We start from the raw sequence: 24,860 nt of genomic DNA on the forward strand, positions 1-24,860 counted from the left end.
TATGATTTATGGGTTTGACCTCTATCATAAGTCGATTCTGAGTCCATTTTGAATTTCTGTAACAGAGATTAGTTTCAAAATGTGCATTATGGACAGATTGTCAAGGACTTGTTACGATAATTTACATTCAGTGTGATATAGATAAACTTAGTCAGTCCGAATCCATCGTGATTTGTACAACTCAGTAGGAGGAGTGAACATGGAAACGTCTGCAAACCTCAGTCTTGAACAACAATTCAAATTACAAATTCTACGCGAACAAGTCAAAAACTTAAATTTAGAAGAAGCCCAAGACTACCTACTCGAACTATTACGCCAAAGTATGGTTAAAGATAATCTCCTGCGTCAATGGATTAAAAACCCATAAATCAGTCATCAGTTATCAATTATCAGTTAACAGTTGAGAGTTGAGAATTAATAGTTAACAGTTAATAGTCATTATTTCCCGATGATCTATTTAGATGCGTGAGCAGCTTAGTGATTAGTGGGGAGTTTTGATTTCTTAGCCAACCACTATGAATCAATAGCCATAAACTATAAACTCCCAACTGATGACTCTCAACTGACGACTATAAACTGTTAACTCTCAACTGTTGACTGATGACTGATAACTGATAACTGATTAACCAAATCGACCACTAACATATTGTTGAGTGGATTCTTCTTTAGGGTTTTGAAAAATACTTTGGGTATCATCATACTCCACCAAATAGCCAAAACGTTTACCCCCTTCAATTGCTTTAGCATTAAAAAATGCCGTCATATCTGCAACCCGTGTTGCTTGTTGCATATTGTGGGTGACAATAATAATGGTGTACTTTTGTTTGAGTTCGTGGAGTAATTCTTCGACCGATAAAGTCGAAATCGGGTCAAGGGAAGCACAGGGTTCATCCATTAACACAACATCGGGATTAATTGCGATCGCCCGGGCAATACAAAGCCGTTGTTGTTGACCTCCAGACAGGGCAAAACCGCTTTGACCCAGTTTATCTTTAACCTCATCCCATAATACCGCTTGACGCAGGGATTTCTCGACAATTTCATCTAATTCGGCTTTATTTTTAGCTAATTTATTTACCCGTACCCCGTAGGCAATGTTATCATAAATCGACTTAGGGAAAGGGTTAGGTTTTTGAAAGACCATCCCGATGCGGCGACGAACTTCTACGGGATCAACATTAGGTGCATACAAATTTTGATTATGATAGAAAATATTCCCCTTGAGTTTGAATCCTTGAACTAAATCATTTAAACGATTAAAACAGCGCAGAATTGTACTTTTACCGCAACCAGAAGGCCCAATAAAAGCCGTAACTCTATTTTTGGGAATTTCCAAACAAACCCCCCGAACTGCCTTAAAATCACCGTAATAGATATCAATATTTTCCGTTTGGATTACCGTTTCCATCTGCGTAGAGTGACAGTCATAAACACCAGACATAAAAATTAACTCCTGAAAGTATACAATATCAAAAAAATCAACATCAAAATAGAGTATTTTATTTAGTTAATACTAAATTATGATGACCGTTAGATACAGCTAAAAGTCAGACAGAACCAACTAACCCATAGACAAGAATTCACCGGTTAAAAGCTCAGACTTAAAACTGTTTTTGCCGAGTCGCCAAACGAGCAATTATGCTAGTTAATAAAACTAAAACCACAATTACTAAGGACGCAGCCCAGGCAAATTCCTGTAAAACTTGATCAAATCCTCTAGCAAATTCAAAAACCAAATAGGCCAGGGATGGGAGAGTTTGAGAAAAAAGACCTCCGGGCCAATTATTGGTATAAACAACCGTAAATAATAGCGGTGCCGTTTCTCCAGCGGCTCGGGCGACGGCTAAGGTAACTCCGGTTAAAATTGCAGGTAAGCAGGCTGGAAGTACCACTTGCAAAACCGTTTGATAATTAGAAGCGCCCACCCCCACCGAAGCCCAGCGAATCTCCTGGGGAACAATTTGTAACGCTTCATCGGTAGTACGGATAATCGTCGGTAACATCAAAACCGAGAGGGCAATTGCCCCCGCCAGAACTGAAAACGAACCCATTTTCAAGACAATAAAACTGTAAGCAAACACCCCCGCAATAATAGAAGGAACACCACTTAAAACATTAGTGGTAAATCGAATCCAACGCACAACTTGACCATTTCCTCCAAATTCAGAGAGGAAAATAGCCGCCAAAATCCCAAAGGGAACCGCAATTAAAGTCGCAGTCGAAACCACTTGAATCGTGCCTAGAATCGCACTGGCAATGCCTCCAGAGATTTGTCCCGCAGCCGGGGGAAGTTTGGTGAATAAATCTAAATTTAAACGGGCAGACCCCTTGAGGAAAATATAATACAAAACCGCCACCAACGGGATCAAGGTAATCACAATACAAGCGGATGCAATCCCGGTCATTAACAATTCAAAAATATGCCTGGAACTTTTATTGTTGCGAATTAAACTAAAGTCATTAACTTCAGAATAATTTGGATCTTTTGTCGGATTTGACATACAGAAAAAATACTAAATTTTTCAAGATTATCAGATTTTTAAAACCGGATTAATTACTCCTGATTCAGATTATTGATATTTCGCTTTAACTTGATTAACAATCCACTCCGCCGCAATATTCACCAATAAGGTGAGGGCGAACAAAACTAATCCTGCATACATTAAAGCTGAAACCTGTAAACCCGAAGCTTCTGGGAATTGATTTGCCATCAAAGAGGCAATCGTATTCGCCGGAGCAAATATGGAAGTTTTCAGATTATTCGAGTTACCAATAATCATTGTAGCTGCCATGGTTTCTCCCATGGCCCGTCCTAATCCCAACATCACTCCTCCGACAATCCCAGAAAAAGCCGCAGGAATTAAAACCCGAAAGATAGTCACCCAACGGGTTGCTCCCAAACCCAAAGAAGCTTGACGTAAATCAGGCGGTAAACTGGCTAGGGAATCCCTGGAAATTGCTGTGATAATCGGCAGAGTCATCACGGCTAAAACCACCCCGGCTGGAAACAATCCTGGCCCAGCCGGGGGGGTACTAAATAAAGGAATCCAGCCGAAATTTTTATACATGAACATCCCAAAGGGTCTTAAAAAAGGAATTAAAACAAAAATTCCCCAAAGACCATAAACCACACTGGGAATTGCGGCTAATAATTCGACCAGAAAGGTTAAAGCGGTGCGAATCGAAGGGGGAATAAAATCTTCACTCAAGAAAATTGCCGTTCCCACACCCAAAGGCACTGCCAATAATAGGGCGATTAACGAACTCATTAACGTCCCCGAAATCATGGGAAAGACGCCATATTGATTCGTCACAGGGTTCCAATCACTACCAAATAAAAACCCTAACCCAAACTGTTGAATAGCGGGAATTGCTTGTTGAGCAATGGGAAAACCCAGTAATAATAAGACAACAATAACCCCCCAGGCAAAAATTTGTGTTAGCCAAATAAACCCTTGATCAAGTTTTTTTTCTATTGGGGAACGAGATTGGGGAATTCCTTGTACATTTTGACGGGGTATAGCCATATATCAAAGATTATACACGATTAATCACAATAATTGAAATTTAAGGTTACTTAATTTTAACCTTGATTACCATTGTAAAAGATGAAAATTAGCATCTTTATTTTGGGGGAAAAGAAGCAATTTAAAGTTTAACCGCAACCGGTTAAAATCTCTCAAATGCTGTCTTTTCCTTTGGTTTTTTAGTTGAGTTCCCTACAGGTTCTCTCGCAACTTACAAGTTGCAAGTTCAGCTAAAGGGATGACCCCGTTACTCCACTTTAATTGTAAAGTCTGGGCTGATTTGATCCGCTTTTGCTGCCACTTTTTTTACAACCGCCGCAGGTAAGGGAATATAACCTAGTTGGGCACTGGTTTTTTGGCCTTCAGTTAGTCCATATTGAATCATGGCTTCAACAGACTTAGCGATTTCTGGTTTATCGTACTTTTGATAAGCCATAATCCAAGAGTAGGTGACAATCGGATAGGATTGGGCACCTTCAGGATTAGTAATAAAAGCGCGTAAATTTTCGGGTAATTCTACGGATTCAAGGGTTTTTGCCGCCGATTCATCGGTAGCTTTGACAAAACTGCCCGCTTTATTTTGCAAAGAGGCTGTTTTTAAGTTAGCATTTTTGGCAAAACCATATTCAACATAACCAATCCCACCAGGAGTTTGACCGATTTGGGCCGTAACCCCCTCATTGCCCTTACCACCAATACCTACGGGCCACTGAACGGTTTTACCCTCGCCCACACTATTTTTCCAGTCCTCACTCATCGCACTTAAATTTTTAGTGAAAACTCCCGTGGTTCCGCTACCATCGGAACGATAGATGACCTGAATGGGTAAGTCAGGGAAGGTGACACCCGGATTATCTGTGGCTAGGGCTGGATCATTCCAATTAGTAATTTTACCTAAAAAGATATCAATTAGGTTTTGTTGAGATAATTTGACTTCTGCTACATCGGGGATGTTATAGGCTAAAACAATACTTCCGGCGGTCATGGGTAATAGTAAAACGCCGTTGGGAACTTTAGCAATTTCTTCATCGGTCATGGCGACATCGCTGGCACCAAATTGAACTAACCCTTGTACAAAACGTTCTACCCCAGCACCACTACCGACGGATTGATAATCAATTTGTAGATTTTTGGTGCTGCTACTAATATCACTGGCCCAGCGTTGATATAAGGGAGCCGGGAATGAAGCCCCCGCACCGATTAATGCTACGGGTTGTTCCAAACTAATTAATTGGGCTGCTGCTGTATTCGGGGTTGTGGTAGCGCCCGTTGTGTTATTAGTTGCTGTAGATGTCCCCTCAGTCCCGGTCGCCGGAGTGGGAGCCGTAGTAGTTGTGGTATTACTCCCGCCACAAGCGGCTAAACTCAAACTCAGAGCTAAGGCTGAAAATCTAGCTACAAACCGACTAGAAGGATTAATCGCATTCAGACGAAACAGCATAAAAAATCAATATTTTGTTAGGGTCGATACCGTAGAGAATACCGTCTCTGTAACAAGTTAAGGTTAAGGGAAGGTTAACGGTTGCAGAAAGTACGAAACAGTCTTATGTGTGCTTTGGTGATAAAATAACTCAGTTTGGATAATTGAAAATTCCGACATGATCAATGTAGTTCCAGTACGACCCGCCCTTAATAGTTTGTCTTCGGTTAGCAATTCCCCATTGGAAGTTCCTGAAGATTGGGAAACCCAAGAAGACCTACAAGTCTGGCTGAATAAATTAGTTGAAAGGATTATATCTGGCGATCGCATTAGTCGAGAAGCAGCCTTAGCTCTAGGCCAGATTGAAGACCAAGAAAAAATTTTATTACTCTGTCAAGCCGCCGATCAAGTTCGTCAAGCCTGCTGTGGTAATACCGTTGATCTCTGTAGTATTGTTAACATTAAATCGGGTAATTGTTCAGAAAACTGTGGTTTTTGTTCTCAATCTGTTCATCATCCGGGGGAAGCATCTCCGATTTATGGATTAAAGTCTAGTGATGAAATTTTAGACCATGCTAAAGCCGCAGAAACTGCCGGAGCCGCTAGATTTTGTTTAGTTTCTCAGGGACGAGGGATTAAATATAATAGCCCGAAATCCTCGGAATTTGAACAGGTTTTAGCCACGGTTAAACGAATTATTCAAGAAACAAAAGTTAAACCCTGTTGTGCTTTAGGGGAATTAACCTTAGAACAAGCTCAGGCTTTAGCCGATGCGGGAGTTACTCGCTATAACCATAATTTAGAAGCCTCAAAAGCCTTTTATCCGCAAGTGGTAACCACCCATACCTGGGAAGATCGGGTACAAACTGTTAAAAACCTGAAAGCGGCGGGAATTCAAGCCTGTACAGGGGGGATTATTGGCATGGGAGAAACCTGGGAAGATCGGATAGATTTGGCTTTCTCCTTAGCTGAATTAGAGGTGGAGTCCGTCCCAATTAATTTATTAAACCCGCGATCGGGAACGCCTTTATCAGAACAATCTAAACTCGATCCTTATGAAGCATTAAAAGCGATCGCCATTTTTCGTTTAATTCTTCCGACTCAAATTCTCCGTTATGCTGGAGGACGGGAAGCAATCATGGGAGAACTGCAAGGAAAGGGGTTAAGATCGGGAATTAATGCCATGTTAATTGGTAATTATTTAACTACTTTGGGTCAACCTCCCGAACAGGATCAGGCGATGTTAAAATCCTTGGGACTCGAAGGGGGTGAAGCTCAAGCCCCTCATTTTTCCTAATGGTTAATATTTCTCTATTGTGACAGCGACCTCCGAGTTTTTTTGGGCAATTATTGGTGTTTTATTAACGATTGGTGGCACTTTTTTAGAAGCCTTTGTCACCGATCCTTCTTGGCTTTGGCAACAAGAAAATGTTGAAGTTCACTCTTTGGGTGTCACCTATCAAATTGGGGCGGTTTTGTTAGTGGGTTGTTTAGGGGGGAAAAATGCCGCCGCCATGTCCCAAATTGCTTATCTAGCTTTGGGATTAACTATATTACCAGTTTTTTCAGAAGGGGGGGGACTGGATTATGTAAGACAACCCACTTTTGGCTATTTATTAGGGTTTATTCCCGGGGGATGGGTCTGTGGATTTTTAGCTTTTAAAGCCTTACCTAAATTAGAATTATTAGCCTTTAGTTGTTTATGTGGATTACTTACCGTTCACAGTGTAGGGTTAATTTATTTAAGTTTAAGTCACGTTTTTAATGGCGTTGCTACCCAAGGAATTATTCTTGGAGATGCGTTTGAAAAATATTCCCTCCAACCTTTCCCGGGACAATTAGCTGTCAGTTGTGCGGTAGCTGTTTTATCTTATCTTTTAAGGGGATTACTATTTTATTAAAGTAGTTTGTTGACCGTTGATTGGTAGGGTCATGATAACCCCGCCCCATTCCCCATTCCCTATTCCCTATTCCCTGATTTATGCGATTTAAGAAAAATTCTGATTTTTGGATAGTTGCTCTGGTGAGTTTAATTGCGGATCACCTGACTAAATTGTGGGTGGTACAAAATTTTGAACTAGGAGAAACTTTACCTCTGTGGCGTGATGTGTTCCATCTAACCTATGTTACAAATACAGGAGCAGCCTTTAGTTTATTTAGTAATGGGGGTATCTTGTGGTTGCGTTGGCTATCATTATTGGTCAGTCTAGGATTAATGGCAATGGCTTGGTTTGGCCCTCGTCTCCACCGTTGGGAACAAGTGGGATATGGTTTAATATTGGGGGGTGCATTAGGGAATGGAATTGATCGGTTTATTTCCGGTCACGTCGTTGATTTCCTAGATTTTCGACTAATTAATTTTCCCGTATTCAATTTGGCAGATATTTCGATTAACATTGGAATCTGGTGTTTAATTATTGCCATGTTTACCCAATTAAAACCTGAGTCCTGAAACGAAACGGTACAATAGATACAGACCCATGCAAGTCTGAGTGCTGAAAATGTCCACCCCCTTGCCCCCTCAGAAACCCCAAACTCTCCTGAACACAATCACACAGGTTGTCCAGACACTTCACGCTAAAGTTAATTTTTCGCGACTGATCCTCAAACCGAATGCTAAAGTCCCGGAACTGATAGTACATCAGGCTGATACTAACAAAGCAGAAGTTTATCCCCTATTAGGCGATCGCTATGTGGTGGGACGTTCTTCCCGAACCTGTGATATCGTAGTCCGAAACCCCCTGGTCAGCACAATTCATGTCAGTGTTGTCCGAGATCCCAAACGGACGGGGTTATTCTCGGGTCGTACCGGGTTTATGATTCAGGATGAAGACTCCACCAATGGCTTATATTGGGGACGACGACGGGTTAAAGAATTGCCGTTGCACCATGGGGATAGTTTAACCTTGGGGCCACCGGAACTGGCTTCTGTGGTTCGGGTCGAATATCGAAATCCGCCTCCTTGGTATCTTCAAACCCTCCGTTATGGATTTTATGGAATCTGTGGTTTAACGGCTGCGGTGGGGATAGTGGTGTTATTCCAGTGGCAGAAATTTGAAGTTGATCCCCTACCGAAAACCGTAACTGGGCCAGTAATTATTCATGCCGCCGATGGTCGCCCCCTCCGACAAGCAAATACCATCGCCCATTTAGAAGCGGATAAGTTATCGGATTTTGGCCCCTATTTACCTAAAGCCGTTGTTGCTTCTGAGGATGCTCGGTTTTATTGGCATTTGGGCATTGATCCATTAGGAACATTACGCGCATTATTAACCAATGTCCGGGATGGGGAAATTCGAGAAGGAGGCAGTACCCTTTCCCAACAGTTAGCCCGGAGTTTATATCGGGATTATGTAGGTACGGAAGATTCTGCTGGACGGAAATTTAGGGAAGCGGTTGTGGCCCTGAAATTAGAAGCGGTTTATGGTAAAAATCAGATTCTAAAAACCTATTTGAATCGGGTTTATTTAGGAATTAATTTATATGGTTTTGAGGATGCGGCTAAGTTCTATTTTAACAAATCTGCCAAGGATTTAAACCTGTCAGAAGCAGCTACTTTAGTAGGAATTTTACCCGCCCCCAATAGTTTTAATCCGATTCAAAATTATCAATTAGCAGTACAATACCGCGATCGCGTGATTAGTCGGATGTTAGAACTGGGCATGGTTAGTGAAGATGAAGCCGATCGCGCTCGCCGTTCTCGGATTGAAATTAATCCTAAAGCTCAGGAGTTTTTAGAAAGTACCATTGCTCCCTATTTTTACGATTATATTTTTGCTGAATTACAGGAATTATTAGGAGAACAATTGGCACGGGAAGGCAATTTTATTGTAGAAACAGCATTAAATCCTTCGATGCAAACGATCGCCGAATCTTCTCTCAAAAGTTCAATTCAGACCACAGGAGCAACTAATGGGTTTTCCCAAGGAGGTCTGGTAACATTAGATTCTAATACTGGGGAAATTTTAGCAATGACGGGGGGTGCAGATTATAAAGAAAGTCAGTTTAACCGTGTTACCCAAGCTCAACGTCAGCCGGGATCAACGTTTAAATTGTTTACCTATTTAGCGGCGCTCGCTCAAGGTATTCCGCCGGGTCAAATCTATTCCTGTGAACCCTTAACTTGGAAAGGACAAAGTTATCAAGGGTGTGAACGCAGTGGGGGTGATATTGATATGTATAGAGGGTTAGCGTTATCAGAAAATGTGATCGCCCTGAGAATTGCTCAAGATGTTGGATTAGACCAAGTTATTGACATGGCAAAACGCTTAGGAATTAAGTCAAAACTTGATCCAGTTCCGGGCTTAGTAATCGGTCAAAGTGAGGTGAATCTGTTAGAAATTACTGGAGCTTATAACACCGTTGCCAATGATGGTTTTCGTAATTCTCCCCATGCAATTAAACGAATTTTAGATAGTAGTGATTGTACGGATTTTAATGATATTAATACCTGTCGGGTGATTTATGCTTATGATCGAGACAATCCCAAGATCCCATCGGTTTTATCTGCTTCTGTGGCGGAAACAATGACAACTTTATTGCAAGGAGCAATTCGTCGGGGAACGGCTAAAAGTGCCTATATCGGATTAGGAGAAGCGGGTAAAACCGGAACAACAAATGATAATGTTGATTTGTGGTTTATTGGTTATCTTCCTGATTCTAAATTAACCACGGGAGTTTGGTTAGGGAATGATGATAATTCTCCTACCAATGGAAGTAGTGCAAATGCGGCTCAATTATGGCGAGATTATATGAGTCAAATTGCTAGATAATTTTTTAGAAATTAAGAGAAAGAGAGACGCGCCGTGGCTCGTCTCTACGGGGAATTATGATTGAAAGATTTGTGTTGGGGTTAAATTTAATTCGGGGAATATAGCCGATTCCATTCTATCATTTTCTCTAAATAAATTTACCATATATTCCCCATCGATCATTTGATAAACTGAAATCGTAGGTTGTTTGGGATTTCCAATATATCGCCGACCGCCTAACCCTAAATAATCAATAATCCAATATTCTTTAATTCCTAATTTTTCATATTCTGATAATTTCATTAAATAATCATCTTGCCAATTGGTACTGACCACTTCTATAACTAAAGGTAAACTTTCACCTTGAGTAATAGTTGATCGCTTTTTCCACATTGGTTCATTTTCTAGCGCATTTTTATCAATAATAGTCAGATCGGGATTAAAACCAGATTGATCAGAATCAATGGCTTTGATAATACACTGTCGAGCGACAAAATAGTTCAGTCCCAAGGATTCTATCTGAATGCCTAATTTAAGGGTAAGAAAACTAGCGACTTGTTCATGAGTTCCTGTAGGCTGCATTTCTTTAATAACTCCTTGATGTAATTCATACCGTCCGTAACCATCGGGAACCCAGTCCAAAAATTCCTCCAAGGTGATTAATTTAGCTTCCGATTCTAAGTAAATAGTCATAAATAAAATAACAATAAGAAGACAGTTTGTTGTTGCGCTTAAGCGCATCTTGTCGTTGCTGTTTATAGCTAAGAGTAGGAGCGCCACATCGCAACAACGAATTATTTTTTTATAGTATAACAATTTATAGAACCCGGCTTTCTCAGAAAAACGGTTTCTTCCGGTTATCAGAAAAATGGGTTTAAAACCCCGTCGTTCTAGGCCTGCCCTCATGAAAATGGGGGACGGCTTTTTATTCTATTTTAGAGTATACTAAAGAACTGATTGTGAGCAACAAAAACAATGAAAGCCAGGTATCGGTACAGAATCTACCCAACTAATCAACAAAAGAGGCTGATGTCTCAATTGTTTGGTTGTTGTCGTGTAGTGTTTAACGATGCTTTAGCTTACTGTCAAGAGCAACACCGTGCGGGTAATAAAAAACCTTCTAGCAGTGAACTCTCTAAAAGACTTACAGAACTCAAAAAAACCGAGGAAAAAGAATGGTTAACAGAAGTTTCCTCGGTTCCCTTGCAACAGTCTTTGAGAGATTTAGAGCAGGCTTATTCTAACTTTTTCAAATCCTCCAAAGGACAAAGAAAAGGCAAAAAAGTTAAACCGCCTAGATTGAAGAAACGTAAATCCAAGCAATCAGCTAGATTTACTGATAACAGTTTTAAACTCTATCCTAATTCTGATTACATTTGCCTAGCTAAAATAGGTGATATTCAAGTAATCTGGAGTAGGGAATTACCCGCAGTTCCTTCTAGTGTCACCTTAATTAAAGATAGTGCTGATAGATATTTTGTCAGCTTTGTAGTTGAGTTTAATCCTCAACAATTACCAAAAAATGGACAAAGTGTTGGCATTGACTTAGGAATCACTGATTTTGCTACACTAAGTAACGGTGAAAAAATCAAATCACCTAAACCTTTAAAGAAACAGTTAAAGCGTTTAAGGAAATTACAACGGAATTTGTCAAGGAAACAGAAAGGGAGTAAAAGAAGGGAAGTTGCTAGAAAAAAACTAGCTAAACTTCATGCTAAAATTTCTGATACCCGAAACGATTTTTTACACAAACTGTCAACTCAGATTATTCGTGAAAATCAAACAATAGTCTTAGAAGATTTGAATGTGTCAGGGATGATGAAAAACCGCAAACTATCCCGTGCAATTAGCGATTTGGGCTGGCGTAGTTTTAGAACCATGTTAGAGGCTAAGTCAGTCATGTACGGGCGGGATTTTCAAGTAATTGATAGATGGATTCCCACTTCTCAAACTTGCTCTTGTTGCGGTTTTCACAGTGGCAAAAAAGAGTTAAATATTAGAGAGTGGATTTGTCTTAATTGTGGAACTTCTCATGATCGAGATGTTAACGCTGCAATTAATATCAAGGTCGCCGGAGGGCATTCGGAGACTTTAAACGGACGTGGAGAGAAGGTCAGTCTTTCTGTAAAGAAAGCACATCTCGGCGAAGCGTCAACCCATCCAGCATTTGAGCAGCTATCAATTTTTGATCTGCTTAAATAGATAGAATCCCCGTCCGTTCACGGCGAGGCGGATGTCAACTTAGGGTAAAATAAACTTAGGCTCGTTTGAGTTAGATCATCTATGAGTTATTGCCTAAATCCCCAGTGTCCTCAACCCCAGAACACCCCAGAGGCTAAATTCTGTTTAACCTGTGGGGCAAAATTGTTATTAAGAGAACGGTATCGCGCCGTTAAAGTGATTGGTCATGGGGGTTTTGGTAAGACATTTTTAGCCGTAGATGAAGATAAACCCTCCCGTCCCGCTTGCGTAATTAAACAATTTCGCCCCCAAATGCAGGGCAATTCTCAAAAAGCCATTGAGTTATTTCATCGAGAAGCAGAACGTTTAGATGAGTTAGGAAAACACCCTCAAATTCCTGAATTATTAGCCCATTTTGAACAAGAGAATCATCAATATTTAGTCCAAGAATTTATTAATGGGCCGAATTTGGAAGCGGAAATTTTGGATCACGGGATTTTTAATGAAGCCCAAATTCGTCAAGTCTTAGATGACTTATTACCCGTTTTACAATTTATTCATCATCATCGGGTAATTCACCGAGATATTAAACCCGCGAATATTATTCTGAGAGAGGGATCTTTATCGGCACAATTGCCCTTAGTTCGTCCTGAATTTTTACAACAATTGCGGGGAGAATCTTCGCCTCAAAATGCCCCTGGGGGTTCTCAACCTCAAGGTCAGTTAGTATTAGTAGATTTTGGAGCGGCAAAGGTCGTTACTGATACTGAAGTTCCAATTATGGGAACAGTAATTGGTAGTCCCGAATATGTGGCTCCTGAACAAACCAGAGGACAGGCAATTTATAGCAGTGATATTTATAGTTTAGGGGTAACTTGTATTTATTTAATGACGCAAATTTCACCTTTTGATTTGTATGATATTCATGAGGATCGGTGGATTTGGCGAGATTATTTAAAACAAAATTCTGTGAGTTCGGAATTAGGAAAAATATTAGATAAAATGTTAGCCGTATTACCCAGTCAACGTTATGATTCTGCTTTAAAAGTCCTCAAAGATCTACATCCGAGTGGCATACCTGTCGCGATCACCCGCCATTTACAAACCCCATCCCCCCCAACTCCTGCACCACCAACCGTTAGAACTCCCGCCCCATCTCCCTCCCAGACCTTACCCCCCCGCACCCTCCAACAACCCCCACCCCCTCAACAGCAGCGTGTTCAACCCTTGCACCCGCCCTCTTGGAAGTGTGTGCACACCCTTAGTGGTCATCGCAACGCTATTACGGGAGTGGCTTTCAGTCCCGATGGCCAGACCTTGGCGAGTGGGAGTCAGGATCAGACGATTGAAATTTGGCGGCTGGACTCGGGGAAACGGTGGTATACCTTGGTGGGTCATAGTAATTGGATCACGACCATTGCTTTTAGTCCTGATAGCAAGACTTTGGCGAGTGGGAGTCGGGATCAAACCATTGAAATTTGGGATATGACTAAGGGTAAAAGGTGGTATACCCTCACGGGTCATCAAGACGGGGTGGAGGCGGTGGCGTTTAGTCCCAATGGTCAATTCTTAGCCAGTGGAAGTCGAGATAAAAGTATTGAAATTTGGAATATGAATAAGGGAAAACGGGGGTTTACCTTAACAGGTCATCAGGATCGAGTTTATAGTGTGGCGTTTAGTTTGGATAGTCAAAAATTGGCAAGTGGGAGTCGAGATCAAACGATAAAAATTTGGGATTTGAACACAGCAAAGGAAGTCCAAACTTTAACAGGTCATGGGGACTGGGTGCGAAGTATGGCGTTTAGTTTAAACGGTCAATTATTGGCTTCGGCGTCTAAAAATGGCATGATTAGAATATGGCACAATCAACAGGAAAAATGGGTATTATTAAGAACATTAAGAGCCGATGTTCAAGAGATATTTAATATTGTTTTTAGCCCAGATAATCAGTTTTTAGTGAGTGGGGGAGGACAGGGAATAATTGATATTTGGGATGTACAAAAAGGGATATTATTAGAAACCATTAAAGCCCATGATAGTGATGTTTTTACGGTGGCATTTAGTGGGGATGGTCAATGGTTAGCAACGGGAAGTTATGACTGGACGGTGAAGTTGTGGAAACAATAACCGCCCTGAACGCTCATTTCGGGCTGTAGAGACGTGCCACGGCGCGTCTCTCGATGTTATCTAAAGATAACCTGTTTTAAATAGGAGCGATCGCAACCCCAATCAAATTAACACCCACCATCTTACTAAAATTGATATTCATATAAGAATGTGCGATCGCAAATACAATAATATTAAAACAATAATTTTATTGTTAAAAAGGTAAGTATTGAACTTGGTTCACTAAATCTTCTGGTTCACTTGCTTTGGCAATTATTTCTAAGTCCCGCACACATTCTCCAACGGTGACAGACTGTTGATGTGCGTAAATAACCCCACTAAACTTTACCCCCTCTTGCTGGCGACGGTTAGCTATTACTAAAAAATCATCATCTTGGGTAAAGATAACACGATCGAGTTCTGTGGCGCGATCAAGTAAAATTGGATCAGGCGTGCCAGTTCGTCCATCTTCTTGTACTGTGAGAACGTCTATACCGCGCAATTTTAAACCATTTGTAATTACTCGGCGAATGTGTTCATCCATGTAAAGGGCTAGGGTCATTTAATGAGTCCCTGGGTGCGAAGTTTTTTAACTAAAGCAGATTCACCTGCTTGTTGACGTAACGTTTCAACATTCTCAAATCGTCGCTGTATATCGGCATCTAGTTCTTCTTTATTATCCCAGTAGTAAGCTAAGGTAGAATAAATTTGACTCATGCTTAAATAGGGATGTTGAAATTTAATTTCTTCGGGACTCCAACCAAAAGCAAGATGACCGGAAACTAATTCAATTACTTTCATGGTTGTTCCGCCAATGTAGGGAACGTTGTTTTCATTCAGTTCTATATACTTGTGTTGTGTCGTAGTCAAGTTCATAGAGTTTGCCTCGTTACTGAATTTAATTATAGTATATTTTTGGCAATTTCTTCTGAAGTGCGATCGCCACCCCAATCAAATTAACACGCACCATCTTAATAAAATTGATATTAATACAAGAATAGGCGATCGCAAATACAATAATATTAAAACAATTAATTGGTAGATGTTGGGGTGTAGCAAGTGAGGATGATCGCACTGCTTTAGATTCTAAAATAACAATAGATATTCTTTCAAGATACTATTGCGGTTAGGATGACGTAACTTTCTGAGAGCTTTCGCCTCTATTTGACGAATGCGTTCACGGGTGAGATTAAAAATCTGACCAATTTCTTCTAATGTCTTCATCCGACCATCATCTAACCCATAACGCAATCTTAGTACATCTCTTTCCCTGGGACTGAGACTATCTAATACATATTCTAAGTCTTCTCGTAATAGATTCATAGACACTTGATCTTCAGGAGTTTCGCCATCGGATTCAATAAAATCTCCTAAACGAGAATCTTCCTCTTTCCCAATCGGTGTTTCTAAAGAAATCGGAAGTTGAGCCGATTTAACAATAAACCGTAACTTCTCGATGGTCATTTCCATGCGAGTTGCTATTTCTACTTCGGTGGGTTTGCAACCCATTTCTTGAGACAGTAACTTGGTAGTTTTTTTAATCCGAGAAATGCTTTCATACAGGTGAACTGGAAGCCGAATAGTCCGAGATTGATCGGCGATCGCTCTAGTAATTGCCTGACGAATCCACCAGGTCGCATAAGTAGAAAATTTGTAACCTTTTTCGTGATCAAATTTCTCGGCGGCGCGAATTAATCCTAAACTACCTTCTTGAATCAAATCTTGGAAGGAAAGACCCCGATTCATGTATTTTTTGGCAATCGAAACCACCAGTCGTAAATTAGACTGTACCAGTTTATCTTTTGCCCGGCGGCCAATATAAAGACGGCGGCGGAATTCTGGCAACCTCATCTCAACGGCGCTCGCCCATTCCTGCTCATTGGGTTCGCGATCGTAATGTTCGATCAGTATTTCCCGAATTCGCTCTAGTTCGAGTAAGTCGGCAATTTTACGAGCGAGTTCAATTTCTTCATCCGCGCGTAATAATCGAATCCGACCAATTTCTTGGAGATAGAGACGAATCGAATCTTCTGTAAAGTGTTTTTTCTTCGTCTGAGTTCGACGCCGGGATCTAACCCATTTACCAGATGGCATCTGGTAATAACCATACAAATGACCATACAATAATCTAAATTCATCCAAATCTCGGAAGATATAAGATCGAATATGCCAACGAGTGAATACTCCTATTGCCATTTTAGAATAGCTTTCAGGGTTTTCCTTGGGTTCGGGAGTTGGAGTCGGAGTTGGAGTCGGAGTTGGAGTCGGAGTTGGAGTCGGAGTTGGGGTTGGACTTGGGGTTGGACATGGTGTTGGACTCGGTGTTGGACGTGGTGTTGGACTCGGTGTTGGACTCGGTGTTGGACATGGTGCTGGACGTGGAGTTGGTTCGGGGTTAGGATTATTTTTGGAATGATCTAATTTTTCTATTGTTTCACCGACCGTTTTAATCACTTCATCTATGAAAGAAGGTTTAACCGGATTTCTATTGCTAAAATCAGATGAAACATAAACATCTTTTATCTTGGGAACAGGAATAACTTTACACTCAGCTAAATCGCTAATATTCTCTGGGATAGCTTTAGCATAAACTTCATAACTTCCATCAGCATCCTCTAATGGAATAAAATAACCATTCTGATTAATTGTTCCCCCTGTAGCCGTCCAAGTGACTTGTCCGATGGGAATAGGTTGATTATATTGATCAAAACCTTGAACATTAAATTGTTGGGATTTACCACAATATAGACTTGTTTCTGAAGGGTTAATTTTTAACAATGTTAGTTTAGGTTTTTCAATAATTGTTATTAAAACTTGACAACTAACTGAGTTAACCTGTGCTTGTATTTTAAAGTTAGAACCTGATATATTTCCGGCTTGGAATAGTCCGTCTTCGACCTCTCCTCCTGTAGCAGTCCAAGTTATATTTTCAATTTTAATCGGTTTATTATATTGATCAAAACCTTGAATAGTAAACTCTTGATAGTCACCACAATATAAAGTTTTTCCTGGGGAATTAATTTTTAACGATGTTAGTTTAGGAGACTCACCTTCTAAAACCTCTAAAATTTCTCCTTTTTGCAAATCCCAAAGTTTAATCCAATCCCGACTCCCACTAACAAATAATTTACTATTAGAACTAACAGCAATAGAACTAATAAATCCAGTATGACCTGTGATTCTACGAGATGGATTAGGGTATTGATTAAGGTTTTGAATATAAATACTGCCATTATTGGTTCCTATGACTTGAATATTACCATTAGAAGTAATATCAAAATCACTGATTGTTTGAAATTTGCCTGTAATAGTCTTAACACATTTTAAACTATTGACAAGTAATTGAAATGGGGGTTCATTATTACTCTTTCCAAAAAAGAAACTCAAAACATCAGTTACAAAAGGAATATTAAAATTTTCATTTTTACCTTGAGTTTTGGGATCTTTTTGCCAAATTTTAACAGTTCCATCTCGACTACCTGTAACTAAAGATTGATCATCAGAACTAATGGCGACATTTTGAATCCAATCTGAATGTTCTTCAATAGTTCTTAATAATTGTTTTTTTGTCAAATCCCATAATTTTATCGTTTTATCTGTACTTCCACTGACTAAAAATTTACTGTCTGAACTAATTGCTAAACAAGAAATCCATCCGGTATGATCATTAAAAGTATGGACAAGTTGTTTCTTTTCTAAATTCCAGACTTTAATGGTTTTATCTGCACTTCCACTAATTAAGGTTTGATTATCTGGGGTAATTTTAACGACATTAACCCAACTTGTATGACCTGTAAAAGTATGCAAATTAATTGTAGTTTTTAAATTCCATAACTTAACAGTTTTGTCAATACTACTACTGACTAAATATTGACCATTGGAACTAATTGCAACGGATAAAACCCAATGGGAATGAGCATCAAGGGTATCAACTAATTGTCCTGTCTCTAAATTCCAAATTCTGATGATTTTCCAACCGCCACCGACGATAATTTTATGTTCTGAACTAATAGCTACACAAGAAATTGTATCTTGAGGTATAATATTAGGCGATCGCAAATTAACATTTTCAGTTAAATAAGGATTATCACCATACAGCACCCAATACGCCGATTGTTTAACCTGTTCTGAAGGGTTGATTAATGCCTGTTGCGCTAGTAAATCTAAACCTTGATCAAATTTCAGACAGTCTGAAAGGGCTGTAAGTCGTTGTTGCAGGTCTGGACTGGTGAATTTACCCCGAAGATTCTCAATAGCTGGCCGTTCAGAGGGTTCGGTCATGGTCTTAACTATTACAGGTTATCTATCCATTTTAAACTCATAACCCCATTAAATAACAAAGGTTTAATTAAGAAAAATGATCACACTTTATCAAGGGCTTTGCTTCTGCTATAGTGAGAATAATTAACTCGGCAAACCGGATCAATATGGAAATTAACCCTAATCCCCTCGAATTTCTATCTGCCAAGGTTCAAGAAACGGTTAACGATACCCAAAATTTGGCTAACCAAATAGCTGCCAATGTTCAGGACAGTGCCAAGGCCGTAACCGCATGGGTAGAATCCGCCCCCGGTTCCATGGTTGGTGTTGGGGTCGTTGTGACTCAAGAAGCCTTTAAAGTCGCCCATAATATCCGGTTTGAAAACCTACCTACAGGGTTACAATTAAAATTCGCTCGGGCGGGTGTGCGCCAGGGAATGCGAAATGTTCAAGAAGCCACAAAAGTCTTTGAATCCATACCCGCCCAAATTCGCGCCCAAGGGCCAGAAGCCATTCGTAACTTCTGTCAGGATAAGGATTGGAGTCACATCAAAGCCCACGTCAATGGCGGCGGAAGCGAAGCCCATAACGGGATTTTTGAATATTTTAAGGTGAATCGTAAGCGCGGTGGGGTGGACATGACCCGCAAAGAATTAGCCGCGGCGAAGAAGGTTTTAGCGGATGCCGCCTTTAAAACAGCAGTTGTCGAAATCGTTGGGGCAACTCTTAAAGGTGCGATTGTTGCAGGAGTTATTGAGTTAGTATTTTCTATTTTAGAAAACTCTTTATTGTACGTTGAAGGCAAAATTACCAAGTCGGAGTTAGTGAAAAAAGTCGCCACCGCCACGGCAAAAGCCGCTATTGCGGGGGGTGTAATTACGGCCATCCTGTTAACACTTTGTATGATATTTCCCTCCATTGCCACGCTTTTAGGTGCTGTCGCCATACCCTTGGGGGTTGCCGGGATTGGTTTTATGGGAATTCGCGCCTGGGAAATCTTTTGTCATGCCGATCACTTATTTGGTATTACTGAACAAACACAACAACTTATGGGACTCACTGAAGGGGCAATTTAATTGAAGTTAAACCCTTTTTGAACAGTATAAGCCGGGGCTTCTATAATCATGATGTGATCGGGAATATCTATCACGTCAAGATCAAAAAGATCATCTGATGTTTTGACTAAAATGGATTTTAAAGCCCCTTTAATTTGAGATGCTTTATGCAATAAAGCGAGTGCTTTGTGTAAACTTTCTCCCTGACGCTGTACCCGAACAGGAACGGGCTTTCCTTGATAATTCTGTTTTAAAATAGCATCAATTCCTTGATTTCTTTGAACCGGAATAATATCTAAACTAGCAATAATATTAAGTGCATCTTCATTGGCATTAAGATAGGCTTTGCGACCTTTCTGAAGGAGCAAAGATTCAGATTTCATTGGTGTTTTTAATCTATCTTTAGAAATTTGAACAGCATCGGGAGAAATATCAATTCCCCAGGCTGAACGATTTAATAATTTTGCCGCAATAATTGTTGTCCCACTTCCACAAAAAGGGTCTAATATAATATCCCCAGGATTAGAGGCTAACTCAATAATTTGTTCTAGGAGCAAAATCGGTTTTTGAGTTGGATAACCCACACGCTCTTTAGCTTTAGGGTTTAAATAGGGAATCTCCCAAACATCACTTAATGGGACTCCTTTTTTGGGATCAGCCGGAATAATTTCCCCCTGCTCATCCCTCGCATAAATGGCTTTACCATGCTGATCTCGGGTACGTTTCTGTAAGATTTGATCAATATTGGTAGACTCTGAATAATCACAATAAATACGATTAAAAATAAATTGATTGGTCTTAGAATAAAAGAATATTGTTTGATGGGCGGGTAATAATCCTTTTCTGGAATTTGACCATCGTTTGTAACTCCAAATAATTTCTGATCTAAAATTTTCTTGTCCAAAAATATGATCTAAAATTGCTCTAATGATATAATTAGCATGGGTATCACAATGCACAAAAATTGACCCATCTTCCCTTAAAACCTTATGTAGAACAACTAACCTCTCATGAATAAATTTTGCATAGTCTTGATGACTTTCCCATAAATCATCATAGCTAAATTCAGATTGTCTATCTCTCGTTTTTAAAGAATGGTGTTTTTGGGTAAAAAAAGGAGGATCTAAATAAATCAGATTAACGAAATTTTGCTGCATTCCTTGGACTATCTCAAGACAGTCTCCTTGAATAATATTGTAAGTATTGTTCATAATTTTTCATGGGTTAATCAATTATCATTCATCTGAAGCCGTATTTTGATCCGCAATTCTTTGTAAGATTGCTTTTAAATCTACACCTGTTCGTTTCGTTACATAGTTCCAGGCACTCTCTCCATAGTAATATTCACCGCCAATGCCCTTATAAAGTGTCTCTAAAGTTTGTTGAATTCTGATAGCTTGTTGCCTATTGGGGTAATAAAACATAATACGAATGGGTTTATAACCTGCGGTTGATATATAGCAATCCTAAATAGGTTGTAACATTTTATTGTAGGGGTTTGGTCTCCAAACCCAGGCGAAAAGAGGGTTTGGAGACCAAACCCCTACGGAATTTTGTCACAAATTATTTAGGATTGCTATAGCTTTGATTCTAGTATGTTCTTTTGTGATATGATCTCCATCTGTTGTTGCATCTCTCCACTTAATTTCAATGGCATTATTTCCTTCTAAACAATCAATTTCAAATGTTTTCGGTCTTGAACCCAGAGTATTAGTAATTTTGACTGCTTTTGAATCAGGGTATTTTTCCAGGAAAGATAATTGAGTAGCCTTCTCTAAAAATGAACCTGCATAATTATATAAAAAACGACCTTTATTTTGATAAGTATCTATTAATCTTCCTTCTTCCTCAGTGATATGCAAAACTCTATAGATTAAAAAATGAGAAGTATCATCAGCTTCCATTTCTTTTAAACTAAAGTTAATTTGTTTCAGTAGAGCTTCGGAAGATTTTTGTGCTAAATTGTGGATTTTTTCTTCTAAACTTGAAGGCGTGAGAGATGCCATAAATTAAATACTATTTTTATAGAAAAGTATAAGTTATATAGCAATTCTAAATGATTTGTGATCAAAACCCGTAGGGGTTGGGTCTCCCAACCCTCTTTGCGCCTGGGTTGGGAGACCCAACCCCTACAATAAAATGTTACAACTTATTTAGAATTACTATATACAATTAACATTACAGTAAAGCACTCTAATTATAGCTTTAAATTGTTCATCATGTCAATATTATATTTAACACTATATTCTCTATTTTTGATTTCCTATTCTTTACTCTCCAAAATCTCAACAGTCCCCTGATAACCATCAACGCGCACCCGTTGACCATCTTTTAAATAAGTAGTCGCTCCTTGAATATTCATCACCGCCGGGATGCCATATTCCCGGGCGATAATTGCACCGTGAGAAAGTTGTCCACCGACTTCAGAAATAATCGCTTTTGCGGTTAAGAGAATCGGCGACCATCCGGCATCGGTGTAGGGAACTACGAGAATTATATCCTCAGTTTGATCAATAATATTGGTTAAACTACGGCAGATTTTAACGGTTCCTTCCACACAGCCAATACTAGCAGGAATCCCTTGTAAAATAGCTGAATTTATAATCGTTTTTAATCGAGGTTCAGGTAATAAGTTACCATAGACAACAGGGGGAACTGTGCGATCGCTATCTTCCCTGAAAACTTGCCGCCGTTGACTGACTTTAGGAATAAAATCAGGCTCAATTTTCCGTTCTATCCAATCTTTAATTTCATCCCATTCTAAATAGAAAATATCCCCCGAAGTTTCTAAGATTCCTTGATGAATAGCTTGGGATTCTATGGCTAATATTGTCCATCGTAAATGAGCTAAAAGTTTACCGTAAATTTCAGCAATTTGGCTTTTGGTTAAAGTGCGTTGATAACATTGAGCTTGTCGCCATCTTTCCCATCGGGTTAAGGTAGAAACCGTTGAATTTTCCGTCCGGTAGTTGCTATTTTGAACAATTTTAAAGAGCATTTCTTTTAAAATCTCCGGTTGTTCTAACCAATTCGGCACAGAAATATCCGTTCCGACTTCACTTAAATAGCCGTAGGTTTGTAACCAATCTTCAAATTGTTGATTAAACTGGGGATTTTCTGCTAGAATCTGATCAAAGTATTGGTCGCTTATTAGTTCGGGTTCTTCCGAGGTTTCTCTAATCCGATCAGCCAGGGTTTGTAAGGCTTCCATCGAAGCAATTTCTGGGGCAGTATAGGTAGGTATCCAACTATCAGAAACTTTAAATAAAGTTCGTCGAATCGCTAACCCTATAGGGGCTAGAATATTATAATAAGTCGCTGATTTTAACAGGTTTTGAATGGTTTCAGATCGTTCTAAAAGTTGAGTTAAACTTAGGGATTTCATGGATAATTCTGCTTCTAGTTGTTGTAATATGGGTAAAAATAGCTGTTCTAAATCCTGTTGAAAATCCCGATCCAAATGTCGCTCCCGTTGAACTAATCGCCATAAACCAGGTAAGGAGGGTAAGAGTTTCCCAAGGGGGGGTTTTCCCATTTTTTGTCCTCGAACTAAAAATTCTAATCCCTGTTCAGGTAATCCCATCATTGAAAAGATTTCCCCTAATAAGGTAGCGTTAAAATAGGCGTGGGAACCGAATAATGTCGCGGTTTGATTAAAGTCTAATGGTGCTGCTTTTTCCCCTAAAACTAAAGTAAAGATTTCTCCCCAAACCCCACAGGTTAAGGGGCGATTAATTGACCAAGTTAAGGGAGGAATTACCCCGGGAATGACTTCTGCGGCGATGGTTCGCGTCCAGATAGGATGTAAATTGGTAATGGGGCGACTTTGCAAAATCCAGACTTTTGCTCCATCCCAACACCACTCAATATCCTGGGGTAAACCATGATAAAAGGTTTCTATTTCTTGAGCGAGTTTAACTAATTCTAAAATAACGGTTTTGGGTAAAATAGACGGGGGTTCTAAATCCTCAAAGGAGGTATTAATTTCTATTTCTAAATTCACCGGAGTGACTTGACCTCCGACAACGGATTCTGCCCCCCCGGGTAAGGCTTCAATAATGATTTGTGAACCGCCATCTAGGGGGTTACGGGTAAACATAACCCCAGCGACTTCACTGGCTAAATAGGGTTGAATTAATACCGCTATTCCCGTATCAGGAATTTGTTGATTTTGACGATAGGAAATGGCTTCAGAAGTCCAATAGGATTGACGACATTGAATAATTGCCTCGTGTAATTCTGAAGTGGAATAAACCGGGCCAATGGTTTGATATTGTCCTGCTGCTGAAGCGTAGTTACTATCTTCTCCCACCGCAGACGAACGAACAATTAAGGGAAAATTAATCGGGTCAATTTCTTTTTTTAAAGTAATATTTACGTCTTCTAAACGGTTAATAGCAGGTAAAATCCATCCTAAAGTAACTTCAAATCCTGCCCGTTTTAATTCACTTAATCGGGTGGCTTTTTCCCCACATTGTTGAAGATTGAGTTTATCTTCCAGATTTAAAAATTGTTGTTTCATATAATATCCGAGATCATCTTTTTGAGATAAGTTAATTAAAACTAATTGAAAGGCTATTCCTAGGGCTGCGACGAATTCCCAAGCAGATAAGGGGGAATATTCAGGGGTTTGATGCCAAAACCAGACCCAAAACGGCCCACTTAAACAGCCTAAACGGGATGCCCAAAGTCGGGATGAATATTTAGAAATGGGTAATAATAAATCACTGAATCGCCAGATGAATAATCCAGTTATTCCGCTACTGATGGCAACAATAGGAGAATAGACTAATATTCCCCAGGTGGCATTAGTAACTCCCCCACCTTTAGCAACAAAATATCGTCCCGTAACCAATACCATTAAACTCACTAATTGCCAAGCTGGATCATTTGGGAATAAAATTTTAGCAGCAATTACTGGAATTATCCCTCGGGTTATTTCCAGGAGAACTGCAACAATTCCTGCGGGTTTTCCTCCTTGATAAAAAGCGGCGGAAACACTAATATTACCTGTTCCTAATCTTGATAACTTTTTGCCCGATAGAAGTTGAACAACCCAATCGGTTAGGGGTAATGTTCCTAAAATAAAGCTGCCCACTAATAGTAATCCGATCATCCAAAAAGACATGAGAAATATTCTCCGGTAATTAGCAAGATCTCAAGCATCAGATCCTAGGGTTAATTGGGTTAGGATGTCGTCGATAGAATCTTTAACGTTTAGTTAACCAAAAATGAGATAATGGTCAGGGTATCATTATAATTAAGGAAAAATCAACATTATGGCAAGTAGTAATACTCTATGGATTCCGATTGCAGTGCTGATTGTCGGATTTGTGGCGGCGGTGAGTATTGGATCAATTGCTTGGTATAACTCTAAGCGTCCCCCGGGTTGGGAAGATAAAGAAAGACCGGATTATATTCCTAAAGTGAATCAGGAAGATGAGAATAAATAGGGGTTAAGATTAATTTAACCACAAAGACACGAAGATACAGAGAGGTTGTCAATATCCTCGGTGCTTATTGCTTTACTTTCAAGATGAAAGTCGGGAAGAACACTTGC

At 39.8% G+C, this 24,860-nt stretch carries 19 protein-coding genes and 3 pseudogenes; 9 read left to right on the plus strand and 13 right to left on the minus strand.

Annotation, left to right across the window (positions count from 1 at the left end):
- Positions 1–199: 199 nt before the first annotated feature.
- Positions 200–367: an NblA/ycf18 family protein gene (locus PL11201_RS02550; protein ID WP_079677074.1), complete on the plus strand. Its 168-nt coding sequence runs from the start codon at positions 200–202 to the stop codon at positions 365–367.
- Positions 368–622: 255 nt separating this feature from the next.
- Here PL11201_RS02550 and pstB read toward each other — a convergent pair whose 3' ends face one another.
- From pstB to pstS, 4 genes are all read right to left on the minus strand, one after another.
- Positions 623–1,441, minus strand: a complete 819-nt coding sequence (pstB, locus tag PL11201_RS02555) for a phosphate ABC transporter ATP-binding protein PstB (RefSeq protein WP_079677075.1) — start codon at positions 1,439–1,441, stop codon at positions 623–625.
- A 160-nt stretch (positions 1,442–1,601) separates the two neighbouring features.
- Positions 1,602–2,501, minus strand: coding sequence for a phosphate ABC transporter permease PstA (gene pstA, locus PL11201_RS02560; RefSeq protein WP_079677076.1), 900 nt, complete (start codon positions 2,499–2,501; stop codon positions 1,602–1,604).
- Between the two features lie 69 nt (positions 2,502–2,570).
- Positions 2,571–3,527 carry a phosphate ABC transporter permease subunit PstC gene (gene pstC / locus PL11201_RS02565; protein WP_079677077.1) on the minus strand — a complete coding sequence of 319 codons (957 nt, stop codon included), beginning with the start codon at positions 3,525–3,527 and terminating at the stop codon, positions 2,571–2,573.
- Between the two features lie 247 nt (positions 3,528–3,774).
- Complete coding sequence (pstS, locus tag PL11201_RS02570) at positions 3,775–4,968, minus strand: phosphate ABC transporter substrate-binding protein PstS (protein WP_079677078.1); 1,194 nt, start codon at positions 4,966–4,968, stop codon at positions 3,775–3,777.
- Between the two features lie 157 nt (positions 4,969–5,125).
- Here pstS and bioB point away from each other — a divergent pair, with 157 nt between their 5' ends.
- From bioB to PL11201_RS02590, 4 genes are all read left to right on the plus strand, one after another.
- A complete protein-coding gene (gene bioB, locus PL11201_RS02575; protein ID WP_079677079.1) occupies positions 5,126–6,244 on the plus strand; it encodes a biotin synthase BioB in 1,119 nt (372 codons plus the stop codon).
- A 19-nt stretch (positions 6,245–6,263) separates the two neighbouring features.
- A complete protein-coding gene (locus PL11201_RS02580) occupies positions 6,264–6,848 on the plus strand; it encodes a biotin transporter BioY (protein WP_200816686.1) in 585 nt (194 codons plus the stop codon).
- Positions 6,849–6,928: 80 nt separating this feature from the next.
- Positions 6,929–7,399: a signal peptidase II gene (gene lspA / locus PL11201_RS02585; RefSeq protein WP_079677081.1), complete on the plus strand. Its 471-nt coding sequence runs from the start codon at positions 6,929–6,931 to the stop codon at positions 7,397–7,399.
- A gap of 49 nt (positions 7,400–7,448) precedes the next feature.
- Positions 7,449–9,719, plus strand: coding sequence for a transglycosylase domain-containing protein (locus PL11201_RS02590; protein ID WP_079677082.1), 2,271 nt, complete (start codon positions 7,449–7,451; stop codon positions 9,717–9,719).
- Between the two features lie 54 nt (positions 9,720–9,773).
- On the opposite strand, the gene PL11201_RS02595 is transcribed toward PL11201_RS02590, so the two are convergent.
- Positions 9,774–10,391, minus strand: coding sequence for a Uma2 family endonuclease (locus PL11201_RS02595; RefSeq protein WP_079677083.1), 618 nt, complete (start codon positions 10,389–10,391; stop codon positions 9,774–9,776).
- 336 nt (positions 10,392–10,727) lie between these two features.
- On the opposite strand from PL11201_RS02595, the gene PL11201_RS02600 reads away from it, so the two are divergent.
- Positions 10,728–11,900 (plus strand): RNA-guided endonuclease InsQ/TnpB family protein, encoded by a 1,173-nt coding sequence (locus tag PL11201_RS02600; RefSeq protein ID WP_339394340.1) that lies wholly within the window; start codon positions 10,728–10,730, stop codon positions 11,898–11,900.
- Positions 11,901–11,981: 81 nt separating this feature from the next.
- Positions 11,982–14,006: a serine/threonine-protein kinase gene (locus PL11201_RS02605; RefSeq protein WP_079677085.1), complete on the plus strand. Its 2,025-nt coding sequence runs from the start codon at positions 11,982–11,984 to the stop codon at positions 14,004–14,006.
- Positions 14,007–14,199: 193 nt separating this feature from the next.
- Here PL11201_RS02605 and PL11201_RS02610 read toward each other — a convergent pair whose 3' ends face one another.
- The 5 genes and pseudogenes from PL11201_RS02610 to PL11201_RS27000 form a co-directional block, all read right to left on the minus strand.
- Positions 14,200–14,547, minus strand: a complete 348-nt coding sequence (locus PL11201_RS02610) for a DUF5615 family PIN-like protein (protein WP_079677086.1) — start codon at positions 14,545–14,547, stop codon at positions 14,200–14,202.
- A complete protein-coding gene (locus tag PL11201_RS02615) occupies positions 14,544–14,861 on the minus strand; it encodes a DUF433 domain-containing protein (protein ID WP_079677087.1) in 318 nt (105 codons plus the stop codon). The genes PL11201_RS02610 and PL11201_RS02615 overlap by 4 nt, the downstream gene beginning before the upstream one ends.
- Before the next feature lie 22 nt (positions 14,862–14,883).
- Positions 14,884–15,060, minus strand: a complete 177-nt coding sequence (locus PL11201_RS26380) for a hypothetical protein (RefSeq protein ID WP_159451503.1) — start codon at positions 15,058–15,060, stop codon at positions 14,884–14,886.
- An 11-nt stretch (positions 15,061–15,071) separates the two neighbouring features.
- Positions 15,072–16,061, minus strand: a pseudogene (gene rpoD, locus PL11201_RS26995) (RNA polymerase sigma factor RpoD); the annotation flags it as partial.
- Positions 16,062–17,081: 1,020 nt separating this feature from the next.
- Positions 17,082–18,266: pseudogene (locus tag PL11201_RS27000) on the minus strand (WD40 repeat domain-containing protein); the annotation flags it as partial.
- A gap of 146 nt (positions 18,267–18,412) precedes the next feature.
- Between PL11201_RS27000 and PL11201_RS02640 the strand changes: the two are divergent.
- Positions 18,413–19,321, plus strand: coding sequence for a hypothetical protein (locus PL11201_RS02640; RefSeq protein ID WP_079677088.1), 909 nt, complete (start codon positions 18,413–18,415; stop codon positions 19,319–19,321).
- Here PL11201_RS02640 and PL11201_RS02645 read toward each other — a convergent pair.
- The 3 genes and pseudogenes from PL11201_RS02645 to PL11201_RS02660 form a co-directional block, all read right to left on the minus strand.
- The gene (locus PL11201_RS02645) at positions 19,318–20,511 is read right to left on the minus strand and encodes a DNA-methyltransferase (protein WP_079677089.1); all 1,194 of its coding nucleotides are present in this window, start codon (positions 20,509–20,511) and stop codon (positions 19,318–19,320) included. The genes PL11201_RS02640 and PL11201_RS02645 overlap by 4 nt on opposite strands.
- A gap of 24 nt (positions 20,512–20,535) precedes the next feature.
- Positions 20,536–21,306, minus strand: a pseudogene (locus PL11201_RS27455) (ApaLI family restriction endonuclease).
- 257 nt (positions 21,307–21,563) lie between these two features.
- Positions 21,564–24,428 carry a glycerol-3-phosphate acyltransferase gene (locus PL11201_RS02660; RefSeq protein ID WP_079677092.1) on the minus strand — a complete coding sequence of 955 codons (2,865 nt, stop codon included), beginning with the start codon at positions 24,426–24,428 and terminating at the stop codon, positions 21,564–21,566.
- A gap of 151 nt (positions 24,429–24,579) precedes the next feature.
- On the opposite strand from PL11201_RS02660, the gene psb35 reads away from it, so the two are divergent.
- Positions 24,580–24,753 carry a photosystem II assembly protein Psb35 gene (gene psb35, locus PL11201_RS26730; RefSeq protein WP_200816687.1) on the plus strand — a complete coding sequence of 58 codons (174 nt, stop codon included), beginning with the start codon at positions 24,580–24,582 and terminating at the stop codon, positions 24,751–24,753.
- Positions 24,754–24,860 lie beyond the last annotated feature (107 nt).

Source organism: Planktothrix sp. PCC 11201 (assembly GCF_900009135.1).
In the GTDB taxonomy this organism is placed as follows: domain Bacteria; phylum Cyanobacteriota; class Cyanobacteriia; order Cyanobacteriales; family Microcoleaceae; genus Planktothrix.